The organism is Vibrio sp. Of14-4 (assembly GCF_022347625.1).
In the GTDB taxonomy this organism is placed as follows: domain Bacteria; phylum Pseudomonadota; class Gammaproteobacteria; order Enterobacterales; family Vibrionaceae; genus Vibrio; species Vibrio pristinus.
This window is the reverse complement of sequence record NZ_JAKRGI010000037.1, coordinates 1-19,667: the sequence shown is the minus strand read 5'-3', so window position 1 is coordinate 19,667 and position 19,667 is coordinate 1. Positions and strand designations below refer to the sequence as shown.

General features: G+C 41.7%; 25 protein-coding genes. 20 read left to right on the top strand and 5 right to left on the bottom strand.

What is annotated here, in order from left to right; translation table 11 throughout:
* The 3 genes from MHN79_RS20500 to MHN79_RS20490 form a co-directional block, all read left to right on the top strand.
* The coding region (locus tag MHN79_RS20500) for a hypothetical protein (RefSeq protein WP_239174811.1) at positions 1-379 on the top strand (379 nt) is incomplete at its 5' end.
* A gap of 26 nt (positions 380-405) precedes the next feature.
* On the top strand, positions 406-804 hold the full coding sequence (locus MHN79_RS20495; RefSeq protein ID WP_239174809.1) for a hypothetical protein: 399 nt from the start codon (positions 406-408) through the stop codon (positions 802-804).
* A 197-nt stretch (positions 805-1,001) separates the two neighbouring features.
* Positions 1,002-2,099: a YdcF family protein gene (locus tag MHN79_RS20490; protein ID WP_239174807.1), complete on the top strand. Its 1,098-nt coding sequence runs from the start codon at positions 1,002-1,004 to the stop codon at positions 2,097-2,099.
* A 19-nt stretch (positions 2,100-2,118) separates the two neighbouring features.
* Here the strand turns inward: MHN79_RS20490 and arfB are convergent, their stop codons facing one another.
* Positions 2,119-2,532: an alternative ribosome rescue aminoacyl-tRNA hydrolase ArfB gene (gene arfB / locus MHN79_RS20485; protein WP_239174815.1), complete on the bottom strand. Its 414-nt coding sequence runs from the start codon at positions 2,530-2,532 to the stop codon at positions 2,119-2,121.
* Positions 2,533-2,700: 168 nt separating this feature from the next.
* On the opposite strand from arfB, the gene MHN79_RS20480 reads away from it, so the two are divergent.
* From MHN79_RS20480 to MHN79_RS20470, 3 genes are all read left to right on the top strand, one after another.
* Positions 2,701-2,958: an acyltransferase family protein gene (locus MHN79_RS20480; RefSeq protein WP_239174805.1), complete on the top strand. Its 258-nt coding sequence runs from the start codon at positions 2,701-2,703 to the stop codon at positions 2,956-2,958.
* A gap of 212 nt (positions 2,959-3,170) precedes the next feature.
* Positions 3,171-4,139 carry a hypothetical protein gene (locus MHN79_RS20475; protein ID WP_239174803.1) on the top strand — a complete coding sequence of 323 codons (969 nt, stop codon included), beginning with the start codon at positions 3,171-3,173 and terminating at the stop codon, positions 4,137-4,139.
* Between the two features lie 342 nt (positions 4,140-4,481).
* The gene (locus MHN79_RS20470) at positions 4,482-5,651 is read left to right on the top strand and encodes a histidine decarboxylase (protein WP_239174801.1); all 1,170 of its coding nucleotides are present in this window, start codon (positions 4,482-4,484) and stop codon (positions 5,649-5,651) included.
* 33 nt (positions 5,652-5,684) lie between these two features.
* Here MHN79_RS20470 and MHN79_RS20465 read toward each other — a convergent pair whose 3' ends face one another.
* Genes MHN79_RS20465 through MHN79_RS20455 form a run of 3 tightly spaced genes read right to left on the bottom strand, consistent with a single transcriptional unit; the run spans position 5,685 to position 7,945 of the window.
* Positions 5,685-6,353, bottom strand: coding sequence for a hypothetical protein (locus tag MHN79_RS20465; RefSeq protein ID WP_239174799.1), 669 nt, complete (start codon positions 6,351-6,353; stop codon positions 5,685-5,687).
* Complete coding sequence (locus MHN79_RS20460; RefSeq protein ID WP_239174797.1) at positions 6,340-7,263, bottom strand: hypothetical protein; 924 nt, start codon at positions 7,261-7,263, stop codon at positions 6,340-6,342. The genes MHN79_RS20465 and MHN79_RS20460 overlap by 14 nt, the downstream gene beginning before the upstream one ends.
* Before the next feature lie 7 nt (positions 7,264-7,270).
* A complete protein-coding gene (locus MHN79_RS20455) occupies positions 7,271-7,945 on the bottom strand; it encodes a hypothetical protein (RefSeq protein WP_160930957.1) in 675 nt (224 codons plus the stop codon).
* A gap of 236 nt (positions 7,946-8,181) precedes the next feature.
* Here MHN79_RS20455 and catB point away from each other — a divergent pair, with 236 nt between their 5' ends.
* The gene (catB, locus tag MHN79_RS20450) at positions 8,182-8,814 is read left to right on the top strand and encodes a type B chloramphenicol O-acetyltransferase (RefSeq protein WP_239174795.1); all 633 of its coding nucleotides are present in this window, start codon (positions 8,182-8,184) and stop codon (positions 8,812-8,814) included.
* A gap of 123 nt (positions 8,815-8,937) precedes the next feature.
* Positions 8,938-9,786, top strand: coding sequence for a pirin family protein (locus tag MHN79_RS20445; RefSeq protein WP_239174793.1), 849 nt, complete (start codon positions 8,938-8,940; stop codon positions 9,784-9,786).
* 173 nt (positions 9,787-9,959) lie between these two features.
* Here the strand turns inward: MHN79_RS20445 and MHN79_RS20440 are convergent, their stop codons facing one another.
* Entirely contained in the window at positions 9,960-10,697 is a 738-nt protein-coding gene (locus MHN79_RS20440; RefSeq protein WP_239174790.1) for a transporter substrate-binding domain-containing protein, read from the bottom strand.
* 266 nt (positions 10,698-10,963) lie between these two features.
* Here MHN79_RS20440 and MHN79_RS20435 point away from each other — a divergent pair, with 266 nt between their 5' ends.
* From MHN79_RS20435 to MHN79_RS20380, 12 genes are all read left to right on the top strand, one after another.
* Positions 10,964-11,212, top strand: a complete 249-nt coding sequence (locus MHN79_RS20435; protein WP_114785433.1) for an EscI/YscI/HrpB family type III secretion system inner rod protein — start codon at positions 10,964-10,966, stop codon at positions 11,210-11,212.
* Positions 11,212-11,757, top strand: coding sequence for a type III secretion protein (locus tag MHN79_RS20430; protein WP_160930345.1), 546 nt, complete (start codon positions 11,212-11,214; stop codon positions 11,755-11,757). Before MHN79_RS20435 ends, MHN79_RS20430 begins: the two co-directional genes overlap by 1 nt.
* Positions 11,744-12,226, top strand: a complete 483-nt coding sequence (locus MHN79_RS20425; protein WP_239174788.1) for a hypothetical protein — start codon at positions 11,744-11,746, stop codon at positions 12,224-12,226. Before MHN79_RS20430 ends, MHN79_RS20425 begins: the two co-directional genes overlap by 14 nt.
* Before the next feature lie 25 nt (positions 12,227-12,251).
* Positions 12,252-12,740, top strand: coding sequence for a regulator (locus MHN79_RS20420; protein ID WP_239174786.1), 489 nt, complete (start codon positions 12,252-12,254; stop codon positions 12,738-12,740).
* A 26-nt stretch (positions 12,741-12,766) separates the two neighbouring features.
* Positions 12,767-13,945 carry a hypothetical protein gene (locus MHN79_RS20415; RefSeq protein WP_239174784.1) on the top strand — a complete coding sequence of 393 codons (1,179 nt, stop codon included), beginning with the start codon at positions 12,767-12,769 and terminating at the stop codon, positions 13,943-13,945.
* 121 nt (positions 13,946-14,066) lie between these two features.
* Positions 14,067-15,536: a hypothetical protein gene (locus MHN79_RS20410; protein WP_239174782.1), complete on the top strand. Its 1,470-nt coding sequence runs from the start codon at positions 14,067-14,069 to the stop codon at positions 15,534-15,536.
* 19 nt (positions 15,537-15,555) lie between these two features.
* The gene (locus MHN79_RS20405) at positions 15,556-16,473 is read left to right on the top strand and encodes a type III secretion system protein (RefSeq protein ID WP_160930353.1); all 918 of its coding nucleotides are present in this window, start codon (positions 15,556-15,558) and stop codon (positions 16,471-16,473) included.
* A gap of 34 nt (positions 16,474-16,507) precedes the next feature.
* Positions 16,508-17,080 (top strand): hypothetical protein, encoded by a 573-nt coding sequence (locus MHN79_RS20400; protein ID WP_239174780.1) that lies wholly within the window; start codon positions 16,508-16,510, stop codon positions 17,078-17,080.
* Positions 17,073-17,483, top strand: a complete 411-nt coding sequence (locus MHN79_RS20395) for a hypothetical protein (protein ID WP_239174813.1) — start codon at positions 17,073-17,075, stop codon at positions 17,481-17,483. The genes MHN79_RS20400 and MHN79_RS20395 overlap by 8 nt, the downstream gene beginning before the upstream one ends.
* Before the next feature lie 5 nt (positions 17,484-17,488).
* Positions 17,489-18,058: a hypothetical protein gene (locus tag MHN79_RS20390; protein WP_239174779.1), complete on the top strand. Its 570-nt coding sequence runs from the start codon at positions 17,489-17,491 to the stop codon at positions 18,056-18,058.
* Between the two features lies 1 nt (position 18,059).
* Positions 18,060-18,356: a hypothetical protein gene (locus tag MHN79_RS20385; protein WP_239174777.1), complete on the top strand. Its 297-nt coding sequence runs from the start codon at positions 18,060-18,062 to the stop codon at positions 18,354-18,356.
* A gap of 2 nt (positions 18,357-18,358) precedes the next feature.
* Positions 18,359-19,667, top strand: a 1,309-nt coding sequence (locus tag MHN79_RS20380; RefSeq protein WP_239174776.1) for a hypothetical protein, incomplete at its 3' end; no start/stop codon positions are given.

Here is a 19,667-nt window from a genome sequence, read left to right as displayed (position 1 = left end):
GCCGGGGAGCGATGAGCTTTTGGTCGAGGTAACGGGTTACAGTGATGTATCAGGCCGTGGTGGAGAAAGACGCGAGCAGTCTTTTTCTGTTCAACCGGTGCTGAAGGTCCTGAGTAGTGTGGTGACAGCGGATGGTATTAATCGATTATTGTTGGTGTCAGGTAAGAGTTTGGGCTTTAAGGCGAAAAGCCGATTGGAAGTGAAAGTCTATTTGGATGAAAGTCATAGCTTTACGAAAAGCGTTGATACTGATGAAAGCGGCAGCTGGAGTCTGTCTGGATACAACATCAATACATGGCCCGAAGGGACGATAGCGCTCACAGTGACAGGGGTTAATAGTGGTAATCAGACCATCAAGACGCGAGCAGTGTTTGGGTAGGGAGAACAAGCTCAAAGATTCAGTTGTTGCCGGGGAGCGATGAGCTTTTGGTCGAGGTAACGGGTTACCAAGATATGTCTGGTACCTCGGGCGATTTAGCGAGTGTGAGTAACACAGCGACAGTGAGTGTGAAGCCGTTACTAACGCTAAATCAAGAGATAGTCGATAATCCTATTGATTCAAGCGCAGTCATCATTCATGGTAGTACTCTTGGGGTCGCTTCGGGGGCGTTTTTGAAGCTTGAAGTGACACGAGACGAGATCTCAGAATATTCTCAAAATGTACAAGTGGATGACAAAGGCACTTGGACTACAGAGACTCTAGATTGGGGAGATTGGTTGCTAGGTACCTATACCGTTATCGTTTCAGGCCCTAATAATTCTGACTTACCTAGTGAGGTTAAAAACACCATCACCATTGAATAATCAGCAATGAATAAGGCTTGATAGACATGCTAAGTATGTCCATCAAGCCCTAATACCCACTCTTTGTGACCTTACTTCTCGTTTTAGCACTCTGTAACTATGGAAGTGTAAAACATAACCTTTGTCACGGTTTTTAAATTTTTATTTTATAAACTCCACACTCGGTATTGAGATAGATAAGATCCTTAGGACTTTGCATGAACAAAACATTGATTTCGCTGTTACTCACTGGTGCATTGGCATTCGGTGCGTCAGCACCTGCAACCGCAGATTTAGAGCACGCTGTACAGGCTTCTGCCCAATATACGGATCTGGTCACAAAACGTGAGGTCGTCGATAAGCTGTTAAATGATGCTGTAAGCGCATTCAAGTCACCTGCGCGAGTCTCTCATGCTGGTTTTACGGCAAAAATGCCAAGTAATATGGAAATAGTGACTGACCGTCTTTTGCAAGCATATCAACTTGAACCTTACCGAACGGATCTGTTGATTTCGGCTGCGAACGCGCAGATTTATAACAAGAACGTTGATCGAGCGATCGAATTGTTCGAACAAGCTTTATCTGTCGCACCTGATGATATTGATTTGCACGCGTATCTCGCCGTGTGGCAAAAATTTAATGGTAACCAAGCAGAGTCTCAAAAGCATAGGCAGGCACTGGCTAAACTCAATGCTGGAAAAGCACAAGATTTAACCCGCATATTCCAAACCATTGATCGCGTGGTTGCTACTCCGCTAAAAGAGAAAGTAGATAAGGGTGCTCTTGGTGAAAATGGCGCGATTGTCACTCTGGGTTATGCGCTTAACCCTGATGGTTCTATGCACTCCATTTTAATCGAACGGCTTGAGACAACGTTAAAGCTTGCGCAAGCGAACCCGAAAGCACTGATCGTATTGACAGGAGGCGTGCCGCAAAGCCACAAAACGGAAGGCAAACTGATGGCAGACTGGCTAATAGCCAAAGGAGTGAGTGCAGATCGCATCATTGAAGAGAACTATGCCACTAGTACGGTCGGTAATGCGTTGTTTAGTAGTTATGCTCTTGCAAGACACAAGGTACAACACGCGACAATCATCAGTTCTGCCAGCCATGTTCGTCGTGGGCAGGTACTGTTTGAAATCGCCAGTTGGCAAACGGGTCCTAGCGGCATTACCTTTGATACGCTCGCGTACCCAGACAAACCACTTAAAGAGTTAAAACAAATCAGTAAGGGTGAGCTGCTGGGTATTTATCGTGATGCGCTGCGTACCTATGGTATGTGGAGCTATCGATCTTACCCGCTTGAATCAAGATAAACACTATGGGTGAGCGTCATTAATGGCTCACCCTTGTTCGAAGAGACTTGGTTTGAGAACGAGCATTTTTGGACTTTAACCGCTTTTCATTTGCCGCCCTGCTTGGTTTTGTTGGGCGGCGTTTTTTCTGCACTTGGACTGCGCTACGGATTATCTGAGCCAGCCGCTCCAGAGCGTCCTCTCTGTTTTGCTCCTGAGTTCGAAATTGCTGCGCTTTTATCGTGAGAATGCCTTGTTTCGAAATTCGAGAATCACTGAGTGCCATCAACCCCTGCTTGTAAATGTCTGGGAGTGAGGAGTGAATGATGTCGAACTGCAGATGTATTGCTGAGGAAACCTTATTCACGTTTTGCCCGCCGGCTCCCTGCGCTCGTATTGCGGTGAGCGTAATTTCCCATGCGTGAAGTGTAACTGTATTTGAAATCTTAAGCATAATAGATAGGTGTGTCAGTTTGCATCCAGAGTGTAAGCCAGAAGTCACTTAGATTCTATCGGTTTTGGTTGATTGATCGAGTTTATTAAAAGTCTTGTCTCTTAACACTCGGCAAAATCTGTGCTGTCTCACTACACTTTAACAAGCTGAGTTTAGAGAGAAACAAGTATGGTAAAGAAGCACATAGATGCATTAACTGGTATCAGAGGCATCGCCGCATTATGGGTTTTATTACATCACTTGGTAACTCAATATCCACTTGAGGGAAAGCTGCCCCATTGGGTAACCAATATTGCTGAGAAGGGTTGGCTTGGTGTCGATTTATTCTTTCTTCTGAGTGGTTTTGTGATTGCTTATGTCCATCATAATGATTTTAGCGATCGGTTATCGTTTTCTTCTTGGCGTAGTTTCATAGAGCCGATTTAAAAACATAATAAATTTAGAAATATATTTATTTTAATGTGGTTGGATTTATATTTTATTTATTACATTAAACTCTATATTGCCTTATTTGTATTTAAATTATGATTCATTATAGACAATTATCACATAAAACTATTTTACTCTTATTTGTTTTAATTAATTCTTGAAACTAATAATCTAATAATTGATATTGTTGCTTGAAAAAGGAGCAATCAATGAATAAAAATAACCTACTAGCAATATTATTTCTTTCTGCGCCGTCTGTTGCTGATACACTCTCTATTGTGCCAGAAATAAAAAGTGGCTTACCTGCTGTGATGAATGAGCCTGCTTTATACCAAGCGCCTCAGTTTGATTATTTCAATTTGGCGGATGGCTATCTTGAGCAGCGAGCCGAAGCCATTGCTAAGTTGCCGATGGCTTTGTCGGATATCGAGCGGGTCTGTATCCAAACGTCATACAGTGGTATCGATCCTTCTTCTTCAGATCAATCCGGAATTTTGATTTATACCTATGCCGAAGATAACAGCGGCAATAAGATTCACAATACCACTATTGGTGATAGAGTTAATTTAGAAACAGTTTCAAAGCACTGTATCGATGAATCTAATTGGGTTTATGACAATTGGTTGGCCGACAAAAGCATGACGTTTACTCCATATAGCTCATCATCGGCGCTAATAACCGATGTGCGAGTTATTATTGATGGGGAATTATCGTTATCTCAGGTACCCACAGAGTTTACTGAGCAATATTATGATTTTATAACCAAAGTAGGCTTTGACCAATCTGCGAACTTTTATCATCCTGATGATATCAGTGGCTTAAAAGATGTTCTGGTATCAGGTCTTGAACATAATGATTCAAGTATAAAGTTTATAAAAAATATGGCATTTGGTAACACTGTGTCCAAGGAAGATATTGTGTTAATGTCAGGCCTTGATTTTATGAATCAGTTTCTTTCTATTTTAGGTCAGGCATCAGGCAGTAACACGGCTAACTTGGAATCTTTTAAAGTCATTAATGTGTTTGATTATAACGATAAGAAATATGTTAATGTTGAAAAACAGGAAAGGCTATTCGGCAAGCTGATTACCAGAAATGAAGTCGTTATTTTAAAAAAATACAGCAGTCAATGGCTACTTGAATTGCCAGAAAGTTTGAAAAACATGTTAGATAATTAGACATATATGGTGATGGGCATAAGATCTGTCACCAGCATTTTTAGATGGCCTAGTTAATTTAATATTTTTTCGACCATGGGATAGTCATTGCACCAATTTATAAATTTCAATATTTGGAAAATGTTGAGTTATATAAATTTCGGTATGATATCAGAAAATAATTTTAAATTACTTGTGGTTATATTGAACCTATGGAGAGGCGGATATTAATTAATCCTTCAGTAATAAGCATGTATTCTCACCGTTCATTCACAGAATACAACATTAGGTTATAAAGACGGTTGTAATTTGAGCAATAAAACGGCATTAAAACAGTGTCCAAACAGATGTAAAGGAATACATATGCCGCTGTCCTATGATGATACTCAAAGACTCAGAGATTTATACAAAGTCTGTGTGGAGAGCCAGCATCAAATGCTTGGTTATCCTGTTGCGACAGATTACGACTATCGGGATTTATGGTCTTTTTTTAAGTTTTCCATCAATAACGTAGGTGACTGGGCAGAGCCTTCTAATTACCCGATGAATACCTTTGAATTCGAGCAAGATGTGGTCGAATATTTTTGTCGCTTGTACCATACCACTTTGGATGAGGCGTGGGGTTACGTGACCAATGGTGGTACCGAAGGCAATATGTACGGTTGTTATCTTGCCAGAGAGAGATTTCCATCGGGAATGGTGTATTTTTCACAGGAAACTCATTACTCAGTGATGAAGATCGTTCGTTTTTTGAATATTGACTATCAGGTCGTGGCGTCAGACTCTCGGGGCGAAATGGATTACGATGCGCTGGAGTGTTTACTCAAAGAAAACATAGATAAATCACCAATCATATTTGCCAACATAGGCACCACTATGCTGGGTGCCATTGATGACTTACAGCAAATTCAGCGTCGTTTGGAAAAAGTTGGCTTTGACCGCGAACAATACTACATCCATGCGGATGCCGCATGTCATGGCATGATAGTTCCTTACGTTGATAATCCTCCTATGTTCTCATTTAAACATGGGATTGATTCTATCTCAGTGTCAGGCCATAAAATGTTGGGTTCACCTATCCCTTGCGGTATGGTTTTAGCGCTAAAGAAACATACTGATAAAGTGAGTCACCAGATAGAATATATTGCCGCGCCAGATAAAACCTTATCAGGCTCAAGAAATGGTTTAACGCCTCTGTTTCTATGGAAGTTTATTCGTAGCACTAGTGAGCAGAGCAAAAAGCAGCGAGTAGCGGATTGTTTGCAGCTGGCTCAAGAGGTAGTTATCAAGTTGAATCAACATGGGATTTCAGCGTGGCGTCATGACAACTCACCGATTGTTGTGTTTCCTAAACCTTCGGAACAATTATGGCGCAAGTACCATTTAGCGGTGGCCAAAAATACAGCACATATCATCATTGCAGGTCAAACCACAGCCAACCCTAATCGATTACATCAAGTGTTGGATGAACTGATTGAAGAGCATAGAACTTTAACGACAGAGAAGTGTGCTGGAGAACCAGTCATGGCCTAAAGACGATGCGGTGGGTTGGTTTGGTAGAAAAACTTATTCCCAAGAGTAAGTTTTTCTTTTGTTAGGCTTACGCTTTTTTTCCATGTGTGTGATGCAAAGGTAATCTTCTCGAAAGCTACTGTCTTCTCGCATGAGTTTGGGGATAAATAAGCGAACTTTAGTCCCGGCAACAACAATAGTTTTAGTCCCGATCACCGCAATATCCCCACGATACAATTTCACACCTTTCACCGTTTTGTTCGAGTCGGTTGAGCTTATAGGGTAACCAAATATCGTAAAGGCTTTATCATTAACGGTGACGGTTTCATTGAACGTAATTTCAACATACTCTTCTTCAGATTGAATAATATTTTCTAGCTCTCGTACTTTTTCCTCTACAGAGGTTGAGAACACCCACTGATTGAGAATCGGTTCCCACTTGCCACCCAGTTTAAGACACTTTTTGTAGATGAAGTGATTTTTACGCCCGCTACTTAGCATGCAAATATCGATGTTATCTTGCTCGCCTGCGGGTAAGGTGAGTTTGAAAATCGCTTCGTTTGAATAGTACTTATACTTATTGGAGACCTCTTCGACATGCAGTGTTATTTCTCCAAGCGGCAGCTCACGGCTGTAGTCATCGATAATGATTTTACAATGAGACTTGCCTATCGAGGCGAGAAAAAAGTCTTTTTCTTTCTTTAAAATATTAAACGTTCTCATTGCCGCCGTTGGTTTCCCTTAGAATTTGCTCCATTAAAGCTTGCTGTTCGCGATCAATCTTATTTTTGTTGATAGCCTGTAGTGGTTGGCTACTTTCTTGATTTGTGTTCCAACTTGGTTCGGTTTGAGAGGAATCACCATGGCGAAGTTTATCAATGCGCGAGAGAATATGACCCACATTCCCAGTCGGTTTGAGGCCTTGAGTCATTCGACGTTGTATTTCAAGGTCGGTTTGGGTGGGTTCAACTTTTAGAACATTTTGTTCTACATTTTTTTCTTTTTGATCCAATGTAAGATCAAGATTATTCTGCACTTCCTGATAAGCGTTTATGTAGAGTAGCTTAAATTCTTCAGCGAGATTTTTTTCAGATAGCGACCTTAGATAGCTCGTTTTACGGTTAAAAATGTACTTTTCTACTCGAGTAACAGGCTCTCTTTTGATCAAGATTCTATGTCTCGCCTCTAAAACCTCAGTATTGAGTGGTAAGTCTTTTAGCATGGAAAGTAAGGCAAGAGCAGGGGGCCACTCTTTACCAGCAAGTAATCGCTCACGTAAATGATGAACGATTCTCTCTACATCCTCTGTAGACAGTTGTGAAGCAAACGCAGCAAATTCATCATCAGGCTCAGAGCCATACATATGAGTAAACTGGGTGGAGAAGTTTTCCTGCATTTTGCCGAAAAACGCCATAATATGTTTGCGCTGTTCTACCGTATAAGGGCGCAGAACATCCTTAAGGCCTTGATTAAACTCTCCGGTTACCTGTGTCGACAATGGGCTGACAGGAGTTGCAGGGCTTGAAGGGAACTTGGTTGAGCTGGTTTTTTTGATGCTAGTGTTTGAAGACTGTGCGGGCTTACTATGACCTTGTTTCTGCCAATCAGAAGCGATTTCATTGATGTTTTTCATTGCTTACCTAATCGTCAAAGTCGAAGTTGAAATTTGCCATCTTTTTCTTGAAGGCCTGATTGGGAGACATTTTGCTTGTATTGGGTTTGTTTTTGAACCCTTTATTTTGCCCATAGCTTTTTTCTGAATGTAAATGAGCATGCAGGCGGCTGTTAATATCGTCTTGGCTCATTAATGGCTGGCCTAAAGCCTTAAGTTTATCAACGAAACTCGCCCATACGCTAGTTTGATTCGCAAAACCAGACCTAAACATGATCACTTCTGCCCAAGCTTCAATAACCTTGGGCGACAGATCCATTATGTTAATGGTTTTTGTGCCAGAATCTGAACCTTGTAATGGTTTAACTTGTGTTTTGTGGAATTGAGGGACTTTGGCAATCGGTTCTGAAGTCGCGTATACGGGAATCGAATGTTGGTTACCGACATTGATTTTGCATTTGATGCTACCTTGTTTGCGAGTCTGGGCTTTGCTGAGTGAAATAATGGCTTGTTCAAGCGCTAATTTTCCAAGTACGTGATCAATACTGGATTCCGATCCATTCGTCATGGCTTGCAGTTCATCCATGGTAGTAATGACGGCACCACTGCGATCAGATAGCTCTGCCAGGGCGAGCAGAACAAGCTTTTCCTCCATGGTAACGCAGGAATGAGACCAAGCTCGTTCGATAAACTTTGAAGACATATGCACAATCCAGATACTACAGGCTAATAACCAAATTATACGATTTGCTATGGCGAACACCAACATTTGATCGCGATATTGACGATTATCTGCAGAGCATGGTGAATCTTTGGCTAACTGGTACTCGTTGTTTGAAACTGGATTAGTATGTTAAGCCACTTTGAATACCTCCAAAAACACTTGGATTCTATCATTAATCCATGTTAAACATATGTAAAAATTAGAAAAATAATGATATGACCAATTACTTCCAGTCTCCGTTTAAAGGCAAACCCATAGAAGAACAGATAACTAATCCTAATATCCGTGTCGGCAGGCATAGTTATTATTCAGGTTACTACCACAGTCATAATTTTGAGCATTGCGTGCGGTACTTATCCTCAGAGTCTAAGGATGTTGATAAGCTTATTATCGGTAGCTTTTGCTCCATAGGCTCAGGTGCTGTATTTATGATGGCTGGCAATCAAGGACATAGGACCGATTGGATTAGTACGTTTCCTTTTTATTATCAAGACTGTCAAGATTTCTCCAATGCTGAAGATGGCTTTAAACCATCAGGAGATACTGTGATTGGTAATGATGTTTGGATTGGTTCAGAAGCAATGATTATGGCTGGTGTGAATGTTGGTGATGGCGCTGTAATCGCCAGTCGCGCAGTAGTTACTAAAGACGTGGAACCGTATCAAATCGTTGGTTCGAATCCTGCGAAACACATTCGATATCGCTTTAGTGAAGAAGAAATTTCTCAGCTTCTGGCTATTAAATGGTGGGATTGGTCTGATAGTGAGTTAAAAAAGGTGATGCAAGAGTTGTGTTCTGGTGATGTGGCGGCTTTGTATCATTATTGGAAGTGCAGAGCTGATGTGTGAATTCTTTGACCACTGATTAGTGATTATAACTTCAAATATTTTGAACAAGTAGATAGACAATACAAGGTTAACTTTCTTACTAGTGGATATAAACTCTAGTTATTACAATGGAGGGACTTTGTTATGAATTATCGAAGAGAGATTGTGAAAGTTATCCGCTCACGGCCAACTTCAGATGGTGATGGAGTAAAAATCAGTCGTGTTACAGGATTTGATAACCCACACTTTTCCCCATTTCTAATGCTAGATGAGCTTAAATCTGATAACCGTAATGACTATATTGGCGGTTTTCCGCCTCACCCCCACCGTGGAATTGAAACCTTAACTTATATGCTTAAAGGTCACTTCCAGCATAAAGATCATATGGGTAACATCGGTGAGCTGCGTGCTGGGGGAGCCCAGTGGATGGCATCTGGCAAAGGAGTGATTCATAGTGAAATGCCAATTATGGAAGAAGGAGATCTCCATGGTTTTCAAATATGGATCAATCAACCAGCGGCGGATAAGGTAAAACCAGCACAATATAGAGACTTTCAGTCCAACACGATTACAGAATATGCTAGTGACGAACTGGGGCTTGTTCGAGTACTCGCTGGCCAAGTCTCGGTAAACGATATTGCACTCAGTGGACCTCTGAACCAGACGGGTGTGCCTTTGTCTGTTACTGACTGGCAATCGCAGCCAAATCAAAGTTTAAAGATGACGACAACAGATACATCCAATCTTGTTTTGTATGTTTATCGAGGTCAGATAAATGTGCATAATCAAGCCGTTCAGCAGGGTGAATTAGCGATATTCTCTCAAGGTCAGCTCATTGAATTATCTGCAAAAACTGCGAGTGGCGTGCTAGTGCTTCAAGGCGAACCTATTGATGAACCTTTAGTGCATTATGGCCCCTTTGTTATGAACAGTATGCAAGAAATCGAACAAGCTATCTCGGATTACAACAGTGGCGAGTTTGAAACCTATTGAGTGGCCTAGCTAAGTGGGTCGGTTTGACCTAGTCTTTGTATATTGGCACTGATGTTTGGTGCTTAAAACGCAAAAAGAGAATAATCCACTGTCATTCACTTTTTGTTTTACCATGTGTGAAGACGCATGGTTTTTTTTTTGCTTGGCTACTCAATCTTAGCTAGACACTTTACTCAGAGGTCACTTTTGTTTGGCTGCTCAGCCTTGGCCTGTGATTGGCGTTTGGCGAGAAAGCGCTTGGCTGCACGCTCAAGTCGTTCAAGTTGGTGTGCTTGGGAAGCATGAATATAGTGGTAAACATTTTCTCTAGATACGATTGGGCTGGATATTTTGATTTCAGGATAGGTGTCTTTGACTAACTGATAGCTAGGTAGGGGGGCAAGCCACAGATCAGCTCTTCCTTTTGTTAACATAAGTGCTGCCTGTTCCTCTGAATGAATCAGATGCAGTTTCTTATACTGTTTTAAAGCATCAACGTAGCGAGCCCCGTGAAGCGCGACGACCGTTTCATCTTTAGCATCCTCTAATTTATTAATATATCTGTCACCTCTTGAAAGAAAATAAACATCAAATGAACCTAGTGGGACATCGACTTTTATAATATTCGGATTTTTATCAAGCCCAGCAACTCTCAGACCTAGTGCGTCGTATTGTCCAGAAACAACAGACTGAATAGCGCGTTCGTTAGGTAGATAGACGAATTCAAAATCAATATTAGCTTCTTTGTAAATTTCGGAAATGGGCACTTCAACACCAAGCTTATAGTTAGGATTTTTAGCCAACGCTTTGTGGCCTTCACCAATCGCTATTCTAATAATATCTTCGCTTCCACTGGCAATATTAACCCACACTATTGGTATAAGAATGTACAGTGCTTTAGACAAGAGTGACGTTAATTTATGTGCTGTCATTAAACAAACCTTCATAGGATAACTCGTTACAGTGTAGTTGTGATTTTGGATGCTACTTGAACAAATTCATAAGTTTTCAGCGTAATTTCAGCTTATCTCAGAGCGTGTTTTTTTATGCATGCTCCAATCTAAGGTCATGAAAGTAATAAAGAAAGAACAATTTGTTTTATTTCACAATGATTCATTGGCTCTGTGTTGAAACGCTACATAGCATATGTGCAAGGTTTAACTACTACCTGTTAAAAGGTTGTTTGAGAGGAAGGACAATGCCGGATCTAATGATTGAGCAGATTCAACCGTCTGTATTGGAAGATACCTTCAATAATATTGGTGAAGGTTTTCAGGAGATTCTGGATAATCTTGACAAAATTAATGCGAATCAAGACGCGATTACTGTTCAAGATACGTTTGCATTGCAACAGTCAGTATTTCATTACAGTCTCTATCAGGAAACCGTAACAAAGATTGCATCTAAGTCAGCGAATGCAATAAATGAAGTGATGAAGGCTCAGTGATGAAGAAGTTTTACTTATTTTTATTGCTTGTTTTAGCAGGGTGCGGTGAACAAGGTGCTAGCCAAGTTGCCAGTTTTGAATCGGCTGATGTGGCAAATAAAGTGATAGTTTTATTAGCTCAACATCAAGTACCCGCTACTTTATCCACTGAAAAAGAAAATTATCATATTCACGTAGAAAAGTCTGATGAGGCAAAAGCGAGGGAGTTACTGACTCAGTTTAACTTCTACTTTCAACGTGAAGATCTGAACGATTTATTGGAATCCAAGTTTGCCAGTTTAAGCAAACTAGAAACGGTAAAAGGCAACTTGCTCGAAAGTCGAGAAATTTATAACAAACTCAGTGTTATACCTAATGTTTTGCGAGCTAGCGTTGTCGTCACTGGTGAGAAGAGTAAGCGTATCTCAGTTTTAATCATGAGCTTGAATGAGTTTGATAGTACCAAAAAAGGTAATATCGAACGCTTTTTGAAAGGCTTAGCCGCTGAATCTGACACATTGACAGTAAGTTACTTTGTTCAATTGGCTGGCAATGAAAACGCATAAAAAACGACACCAAAAGCTACTTCATCACTGTTTAACCAAGCGCAAGCTAAGCCAGGATGCTTTTTTGGTCTTAACCTCTCTTACCGATGAAGAAGTCTACTTGTGGCTGTCGAGTAATCTGGGACAAGTCAGAAAAATTGTAAGTACTCTTGGCTATTTAGTGGAGTATCAGCTTCATCGCAGTACTAGAAACAGTAGGGCTATTTTGGAGTTAAGAGCGCAGTTGGAAAAGAGGCTGTGTCTTTGGTCCGATGCTGCAAGTCTTCAAAGCATTCCGGAAAACATGAACAGTTTGCAACTTGGATTGTTGATGCTAGCACAATACAACAAAAGACTTGCCACTTTGTGGTCTATTCGCTTGGGTTTAGATATACCCGCCACGCCATTGATGACATCCAGTCCATACCGATTATCTAATGTAGTTCATCAAGTTTTGGCTCCGATACTTGTCCAGTCTGATGAGATTTAATTGCAATTATTTAGGGTGAAAGAATATGAAAAACCAAGCAATTAATTTTGGTAAACCAGGAGATGACTTTTTCTCGTTACTTGATGGCGATGAAATTTTGAAGGAAATTAGTGAGCAACGTGATTCCAACAAAATCACAACAACTCACCTAAAATCCATCTTTGATCTCGGGGTAGAGTTTTATAATAAGTTTCAGTTTAAAGAAGCTGAAATAGTATTTGTCGCCTATTCATCATTGAACCCATATGACCATCGTGGCCCTGGGTGTTTAGCAGCGATATACCTAGAAAAAAGTGAGTTTAAGAAAGCGTTAGATATGTTGAATATTTTAAAAACTTATCCAACGAATGACCTTAATGAAACCATGCTGAATATTTCGCTTTGCTATTACAAACTCAAGGATCACATGCAGGCAGCGGTTCATTGGCTGATTGTGAAACCTGAAAGTTTAAGTGAATTTTACATCAAACGTTACGAATTTCTAAAGCAGCAATTAGCACCGCACTTGTCTTGAGCAGTGAATTAAATTGGGAGCAAAAAATGATTAGCAATATTAATGAGCTGATACTGCGCGATGTTTCAAGTGATTATGAAACCATTGATTCACAAACTCTTCAAAAGGAAATTGACGCGACTAACAAAGCAGAGTTAGAGCTGAAAAAAGCGGATAAAGCCCTCGCAACTTTAGAGGGTACACCTGCCGACGTTGAGGTTTTATCTATGGTGGCTAATCACCAAAAGCAAGTGGTGATGTTGATGTCAGGAGGTAACCCTGAAGATGCAATTGCTATCGTGTTAGCTCAGGGAATCGAGGCGTATGCCAAACAGTTAGAAATAATTAAAGGCTGGACTACACCTGGTTTGCCCATGTTTGAAAGTGCTATGGCTGTGATGTTTGAAGGCATAAAAAACAGTGGTAATACTTCGGGTTATGCTCTGGAAGATCTGTTTCAGCTTGCGATTATGGACTTTATGTCTCACGGCTATGGTGAAGGAAAACAGGGGTATGCAAGCATCGAAGATCAAATGCGCCATTTTCTTGAAAGCACAGGCTCAGGTTCTCATGGTTATCATGAAGGCTACAACGGTAGTCGCTTCGCAAGTGAGTGTGAAAATATCTATAAATTCATGATGGACAATTCGCCAGAGGGCAGTTTGTGCCACGAAATCCTTACCTATATGGATGATAAGTGCGGTGGGGTTTCTGCGTTAAAAAGCCAGTATAAAAACAATTATGATAACGCTGGTGGTTTTGTATGTGACCCAGGCTATTCTGGAGATTTATCTCCAATGCTGCGTATGGCTTTGATGGCCGGGTACTTGGCGATTGAACCTAAAGTTGAGCAATCTGTGATCGATATGTTTCTTACTGCGCCCATTAGTGAATTGGATGCGTATATTGTTGAACACACTAGCTATCCTTCGGCAATCGATTTTGTGTTTGATAATGATGGCCAAACGGGAACCAACAATGCTGGTGACCTAGGCTGGAGAGAAGTCACGCAACATGGACACCAAGTAATAGACTGGAATGGTATTGGCTTGGGTGCTGAGTATTTCGAAGATATGTATACCAATTTCAAAGAACGCGAACTCACCGACGATGATATCCAAGAAATAAACCGCATTGGTGACCAGGTTAAGATGCTTCAACAGACGTTAAAGTATTGGTTATCAATATGCCGAGATGAGCAAATGGCCATTGCCCGTAACATATAGCATTGAAAAGTCAGCATAAATGGGCATGACATCGCCGGGGACATGCCGCTCATCGACTGAGATTAGATAGCATGCCGGTTTGGCTGCTTATTCCCGGCCTAATACATGAAGGGAAAACGTAATGAGTACATTCATGAATACCGTCTCAGCAACGACTTATGTCGCTCCTGCAGATGATAGTACCAGCGAACAGGCTGGTACGGCTGAAAAAGCGGTGGCTGAACAAGCGTCGCCAAGTCAGCCACTTCCTGGTAGTTCCGTCACGCTAAGTGCGTTATGGCGCCAATTGGAAGAGAGCAATAAAAAAGTGGCAAATGCGGTTTCACAGACTGGCGAAGCGAACTCTGAAGCAAAGAAATCATTGATTGATTTGCAAAGAGATTCAACTATCGACGCAATTAGACAGCAATCTGAGGACCTTAAAGAGCAGCAGAAGGCTGAGAAAAAACGAGGACTGTTTGCCAAAATTGGTATGGCCCTTGGTGTTCTTGCCGCTGTTGTGTCAGCTGTGGTGACTTTTGGTGCAACTGCAGCAGCGGTAGCAGTTGCGGTTGTGGCTGTTACTTTGGTTGTTTTACCGACTGTTGCTGACAAAATTATGGAAGCTTGTGGCGTACCGGACGAGAAGCGTCAGAAGATAAAAATGGGCCTAGAGATCGCTTGTGCGATTGCTGGTTTACTTATCGCGTTCAATCCTGCGAAGTTGATGAGTGGTATCAGCCAAGTTGCGACTAAGGCTGCTACCAAAGCGGCGACGCTTGCTAAGCAAATCTCTGAGACACTAGTGAACATGCTGACAAAACTTAAGTCAGTTAATTTCGCTACCTTGTTAGGAAAGTCAGCATCGACTGCCCAAAAAGCGACCAAACTACTCGATGATGCGATTGCGGCAGTTAAATCCTTCAAAGATATAGCGGCCACTGCGACCAAGCAGGTTATACAAAAAGCTGGTGAAATGGCATCTAAAGCGGTAAATAAAGCGCTTGAAGCCATTAGTCAACTAAAGGCAAGTGTCGTCAAAGTACTGGATCAAGCCTCTGAAGCGGTTAAATCCGCTGGTAAGGCCGTACAAGATGTACTTACCAGCATTAAAGATGTAGTTACACAAGCGTCTAAATTGGCTGATGATTTCCTTAACAGCATTAAGAATCTAAGCCCAGCGAATATGCTTAAGCAACTAGAATCACTTGGCAACAAAGTTTCTGAAATGCTTGTGGCACTCAAATCATTTAAACCTAGTCAGCTTGTCAACAAAGCCAAGAAGATGTTGGATGATGTTCTAGAGTCTATCAAAAATATTGGTAACTCAGAGAAAGCAGCATCACGCGGTGCTCGCGTTGCGCAGGTAACAGAAGTTAGCTCCACTGCAACTGAAGTTGTGAGCACTGGTTATGGGGTTAAATCCGCCAAAATCATGGAAGATATGGAAAAAGCACAGGCAGAGCAAGATGCTTTGGAAGCGGCTATCCAGCAAATTATGAACATGCTTAGTCAAGCCATGCGCGCGGTGACTCACGCGTTTGAATCTTTGTTTAATACTAATCAATCTCATCGTGAATTTAACGACAAGATGATTTCAATTCACATGTAAAAGGCTAGGGAATAATTTAATGTTAGATACCAATATTAGTGTATTGTCTGCAGCAAGTGCTGAAAGCGCACAAATTGTGCCAGCAACGTTTTCTTCCCCGGAAGCAAAGGCATCACTTAAGCAGTTGAGTGAGCTCCTTAGCACAGTAACAGGTGGGCAGATCACTCAAATTCCTGACTCAGTTATGGAATTGCTAATTGCTCAGGCTCAAAATCCGACGAAAGAAAACCGTAATAAGGTAGATGCTGCGCTATTAGCGTATGTGCCTGAAACGGGTGAGTACGATGCGAAGACAGATCAAGTAACGTTCAAGAATACCTCTGGCGATACAGTGTCAGTTGTATCACTTGCTGATCTTCTTGCTTTGTTAGCGCAGATCATTGAATCAGAGCAGAAGCTGCGTAATGAAGTGATGCAGAACAGCATTGCGGAAGGTGTAGCAATCAAGGACTTTGCTCAACTGATTGCAGCAGACAAATGCGGTGATGCTCAGCGTAAATTTGGCATTACACTGGCAGTCTCTGTTGCGACCATGGCTTTGTCTACTGCAGCAACCGTTAAGATGGCACAGCCAAAAGCACTAGAAACCCGTCACCTGAAGAATACTTCTGGTGAAGGTATGGATGCAAAGCAGTACATGAAGGAGTTCCCTGAGCAAGCGGATAAATTTGTTGCTGATTTGCAGAGTCGAAGAACGGCTAAGTATCAATCAGTTGCTCAAATGAGTAACTCTAGTGGTCAAATGGCAGGCAACGTCAATGAGATCCAACATGCTGACCAAGTGCGTCAGCAAGAGGAAATGCAAGCTTCTAAAGATTTCCAAGAGAAGCGTGTGGCTCAGCTGAACGAATTCATTCAAAACCTGACTCAGTCTTCGTTTAAATGGAATGACGTTCTTGATGCAGTTGCTAAAGCAAGCTTGGCAACAAACCGTTAAGGAGCAGAGCGGGTTCGCCCGCTCTTTTTAGCCTATGCGCAGTGTATCTTTTTCAATGCCACAACGAACCGAGCGTGTCCATGATGTAACGCCTACAAAGCAAACTCGTGAAGAGAGTCAGACCAAGCGTGTTCGAGACGTAAAGCAAGCAGAAAAACGAACCAAAAAAAATCCACGCTTGTTTCGTATTCGTCGCAAACCTATGACGCCTCAGCACCAAAGGCAGTTTGCAAAAATGCTGAACAGTTATCAGCTAAAGGCATTACGTGATTGGCAGGGGTTTAGTGGAGCACTACCGGATAAAGCACAACTTAACGATGCACAGCTTTTTATATTGCAAGCGGCTAACCATTGTCAGCATCTTTATCCTGCTTCCTTACGTAAGAAGATGAAGCAGTACCTCGAATCATTGGGCGAACTCGGGGATGAAATGGAAGCTGATAGCGAAGCATTGCAGCAGCTTGTTGCTTATGAGCATTATCTTGAAGGTCTGCTATCGATGTTGGTGCTTTGTCGAAAATATGATCAGCGCGAACGTAAATATAAAAGCAAACAAGGTTTAAAAAACGATTTAGAAGCATTACAAAAAGGGGAAAATGATGAGTAGCCATACTCGTATCGCCCACTGTGATTTAAGAGATAGGCCTCTTGATCCCTATGAGATGATCAAAAACAAGTCGCAACGTTTGAGTTGGAACCAGATGTCGGATGCAGATGTATATCTAGATAAGGCGGCAGTAGTGGCTTGGTTTGAGCGTTTACGTGATTATTCAGAAGAGACGGTCAAATCTATAGTCATTGATGGAATACTTGAAAGTGAATTCCACAATATAACGTTTATTTTGCGCTTAGTGCAAGGTGATGACTTTAGAGCCATGACTTCTAAGGAAACTTATCAACTAATTTACGATTTTGTTTGTGAGATCCCACAGGGAATTAGAGATTGGATTGATGAGAAGGATTATCTCATGAGTCGTGATGTATTGGCCCTATTGTCTCGAAATCGGTAACTAATATGAAAAACCATATAGTAGAGCTTATTCCAAGTCGTATTATTTCAAGCGAATTGGCAAGTAAAGTGAATCGTGTTGCTGGAATGATTTTTGATAATCATGCCGTAAAGATAGATTTTCGTCAGTTGAAACTAGACTTAAGTGATGATGATTTGATCGAAATCAGTCTAGTTCATATGGGAATAGAAGCGAAAGGTTACTTAAAAGTTGTAGAAATCGAGCGTTTACTTGGTCTGGAAATCAAATATTTAGACAAAGACTATGTCTCTTATCTGATTACGCAGAATATGGCACCACATGGTGTGCACTATGTGGGTTTTGTTGAAGGTAAGGACAGTCTTAACTTACCATTGTGCATAACCACCGTTTTTGAATGCGAGTGTTTAGCGACCACGCTATACCTTGATGCTGAGTCCATCCATATTGATGGCGATTGCCTTGAGCCTAGACCTCAATCCTTGTCTGGGGATTTAAAGCTTACTGTAAGCTGGACTCCTTTTGAAACCGCATTAACCACTCAGGAATTGTCGGCCTTATCTACCGATGACGTGGTTTTAGTTTACCCGAAATAGTATGCAGCACGAGCTAGATAAGGTCGAAAGCTTTTTGCTTAAGATAGAACAAAATGAAGACGCGGTGTTTAGTCGTCATCCAGATTACGTGCTTTATCCAATTGTGCCGTTTTTTCAACTTGTCCATTTACATAATATTGAACAAGTTATCGAAAAATTAAGCCAGTTCGAAACCACTCTAGGTGGTTATTTGATACGTGTTGACGGTTACATGACGCTTGCGTGCCCTGAATCCGGTGTTTTAGAAGACGACCTTCGACGCTTGACCATACAACTATTAGAAATAATGAGGTTCTAAACATGATCTCTCGATCAACATCTGTCACTGGCATCGGGCCTAATCATGACAGCTCTTCACAGGGAACGAACGGGAACGGTCCGCATTTAACAAGCGCAAACTCATTGCTTAATGACCGTCACATGCAACGCATTAGCGAAGATAATTTGGTGGCCAAACAGCAAACACCGGATTCTTTTTCGCTTGGGCCTACTCCCTTACCAAGTGATAGTGAGTCTCATGATGTTGACAGTGAGACCGACTCTGATAAAGAAACAGGCAGAGGAAAAGCGCAAGCGAAGAAAAAAGTCGAAAAGGCGTATAGCGGCAAATTTAGTCCTGAGAGAAAAGCGAAAATTCATCTTGGTCTAATGGTGCCAGGCGGTATTTTAGCGCTTGCCCTTGTACCTTTTTGTCCAGTAGCAGGCGTTGCGATCGCGGCTTATATGAATACCATACTTTGTGGTATTCACGGTGGTAAAGTGTTTAATCTCGGTGATCAGCCGGAAAACAAATCCAAAGACGAAAAACCAAACGAAGATAAGCCCGAAGAAAATACATCGGAAAGCCCCAAACCAAAAGATCCAACAAAAGCTGACCCCGAACCAACGCTGAACATTGATCCTGACAAAAAGGATGACGAGCCCGAAGCGGATAAAGCAAAGCGTGAGCGCGAGAATGATTCTCGGGGCTCAGTAATAATCAACAATACCTACAACATATCTGGTGATACATACAATATACGTGATATCTACCACGGTGATATCTACGTCGATGAGCGAGATGGTTCGTCACTCGGTGACACAAATACTGATGGTGCGGACAATCCAAATCTTCGTCTAGTGTCAGTCTCTACAGTTACTGATAAGGACTTATCCGATAAAGTTAAAAAAGAGTTTGGTACTCAGGCTGGTTCTACTCATCCGAAGACAATGTTAAAAGCAACGGTTACTGATGGTTCTAACCAAGCGGATGTATATGTTCGGCCTGATGAAAATCTGCGCAACCTAATAACTCGTGCTGTTCAAACCGATGACAATACATCGGCCAATACGCCGGTAGGTCCAGATGAGTATCTATCAATAGATAGTGCTATCAATGAAGACGATGCATCGACTTTGGTGGTTAAGGGTGAGGACATTAGAAATGCGGAGCGAATATCGCGACGCATTGATGCGGATCCACAAGTGACTTCTTCAGTAGCAGAGCAATCTGAAACAGGGAAGAACAAGGGTCTAGTACGTTTGACCAACGGCGCAGTGAGCGGGTCTAACCATGATCAGGGCCCTCGCCACAATGTGAATACACAGTCAGCGTCGACATTCTTTGATC

What these genes read in the sequence shown, in the direction of transcription:
- MHN79_RS20415 (WP_239174784.1), top strand. Translation starts at nt 12,767, where the DNA reads ATGATTAGCAATATTAATGAGCTGATACTGCGCGATGTTTCAAGTGAT.
- MHN79_RS20425 (WP_239174788.1), top strand. Translation starts at nt 11,744, where the DNA reads ATGAAAACGCATAAAAAACGACACCAAAAGCTACTTCATCACTGTTTA.
- MHN79_RS20475 (WP_239174803.1), top strand. Translation starts at nt 3,171, where the DNA reads ATGAATAAAAATAACCTACTAGCAATATTATTTCTTTCTGCGCCGTCT.
- MHN79_RS20395 (WP_239174813.1), top strand. Translation starts at nt 17,073, where the DNA reads ATGAGTAGCCATACTCGTATCGCCCACTGTGATTTAAGAGATAGGCCT.
- MHN79_RS20440 (WP_239174790.1), bottom strand. Translation starts at nt 10,697, where the DNA reads ATGACAGCACATAAATTAACGTCACTCTTGTCTAAAGCACTGTACATT.
- arfB (WP_239174815.1), bottom strand. Translation starts at nt 2,532, where the DNA reads ATGCTTAAGATTTCAAATACAGTTACACTTCACGCATGGGAAATTACG.
- MHN79_RS20480 (WP_239174805.1), top strand. Translation starts at nt 2,701, where the DNA reads ATGGTAAAGAAGCACATAGATGCATTAACTGGTATCAGAGGCATCGCC.
- MHN79_RS20465 (WP_239174799.1), bottom strand. Translation starts at nt 6,353, where the DNA reads ATGAGAACGTTTAATATTTTAAAGAAAGAAAAAGACTTTTTTCTCGCC.
- catB (WP_239174795.1), top strand. Translation starts at nt 8,182, where the DNA reads ATGACCAATTACTTCCAGTCTCCGTTTAAAGGCAAACCCATAGAAGAA.
- MHN79_RS20385 (WP_239174777.1), top strand. Translation starts at nt 18,060, where the DNA reads ATGCAGCACGAGCTAGATAAGGTCGAAAGCTTTTTGCTTAAGATAGAA.
- MHN79_RS20400 (WP_239174780.1), top strand. Translation starts at nt 16,508, where the DNA reads ATGCGCAGTGTATCTTTTTCAATGCCACAACGAACCGAGCGTGTCCAT.
- MHN79_RS20445 (WP_239174793.1), top strand. Translation starts at nt 8,938, where the DNA reads ATGAATTATCGAAGAGAGATTGTGAAAGTTATCCGCTCACGGCCAACT.
- MHN79_RS20420 (WP_239174786.1), top strand. Translation starts at nt 12,252, where the DNA reads ATGAAAAACCAAGCAATTAATTTTGGTAAACCAGGAGATGACTTTTTC.
- MHN79_RS20460 (WP_239174797.1), bottom strand. Translation starts at nt 7,263, where the DNA reads ATGAAAAACATCAATGAAATCGCTTCTGATTGGCAGAAACAAGGTCAT.
- MHN79_RS20410 (WP_239174782.1), top strand. Translation starts at nt 14,067, where the DNA reads ATGAGTACATTCATGAATACCGTCTCAGCAACGACTTATGTCGCTCCT.
- MHN79_RS20435 (WP_114785433.1), top strand. Translation starts at nt 10,964, where the DNA reads ATGCCGGATCTAATGATTGAGCAGATTCAACCGTCTGTATTGGAAGAT.
- MHN79_RS20430 (WP_160930345.1), top strand. Translation starts at nt 11,212, where the DNA reads ATGAAGAAGTTTTACTTATTTTTATTGCTTGTTTTAGCAGGGTGCGGT.
- MHN79_RS20390 (WP_239174779.1), top strand. Translation starts at nt 17,489, where the DNA reads ATGAAAAACCATATAGTAGAGCTTATTCCAAGTCGTATTATTTCAAGC.
- MHN79_RS20470 (WP_239174801.1), top strand. Translation starts at nt 4,482, where the DNA reads ATGCCGCTGTCCTATGATGATACTCAAAGACTCAGAGATTTATACAAA.
- MHN79_RS20455 (WP_160930957.1), bottom strand. Translation starts at nt 7,945, where the DNA reads ATGTCTTCAAAGTTTATCGAACGAGCTTGGTCTCATTCCTGCGTTACC.
- MHN79_RS20405 (WP_160930353.1), top strand. Translation starts at nt 15,556, where the DNA reads ATGTTAGATACCAATATTAGTGTATTGTCTGCAGCAAGTGCTGAAAGC.
- MHN79_RS20490 (WP_239174807.1), top strand. Translation starts at nt 1,002, where the DNA reads ATGAACAAAACATTGATTTCGCTGTTACTCACTGGTGCATTGGCATTC.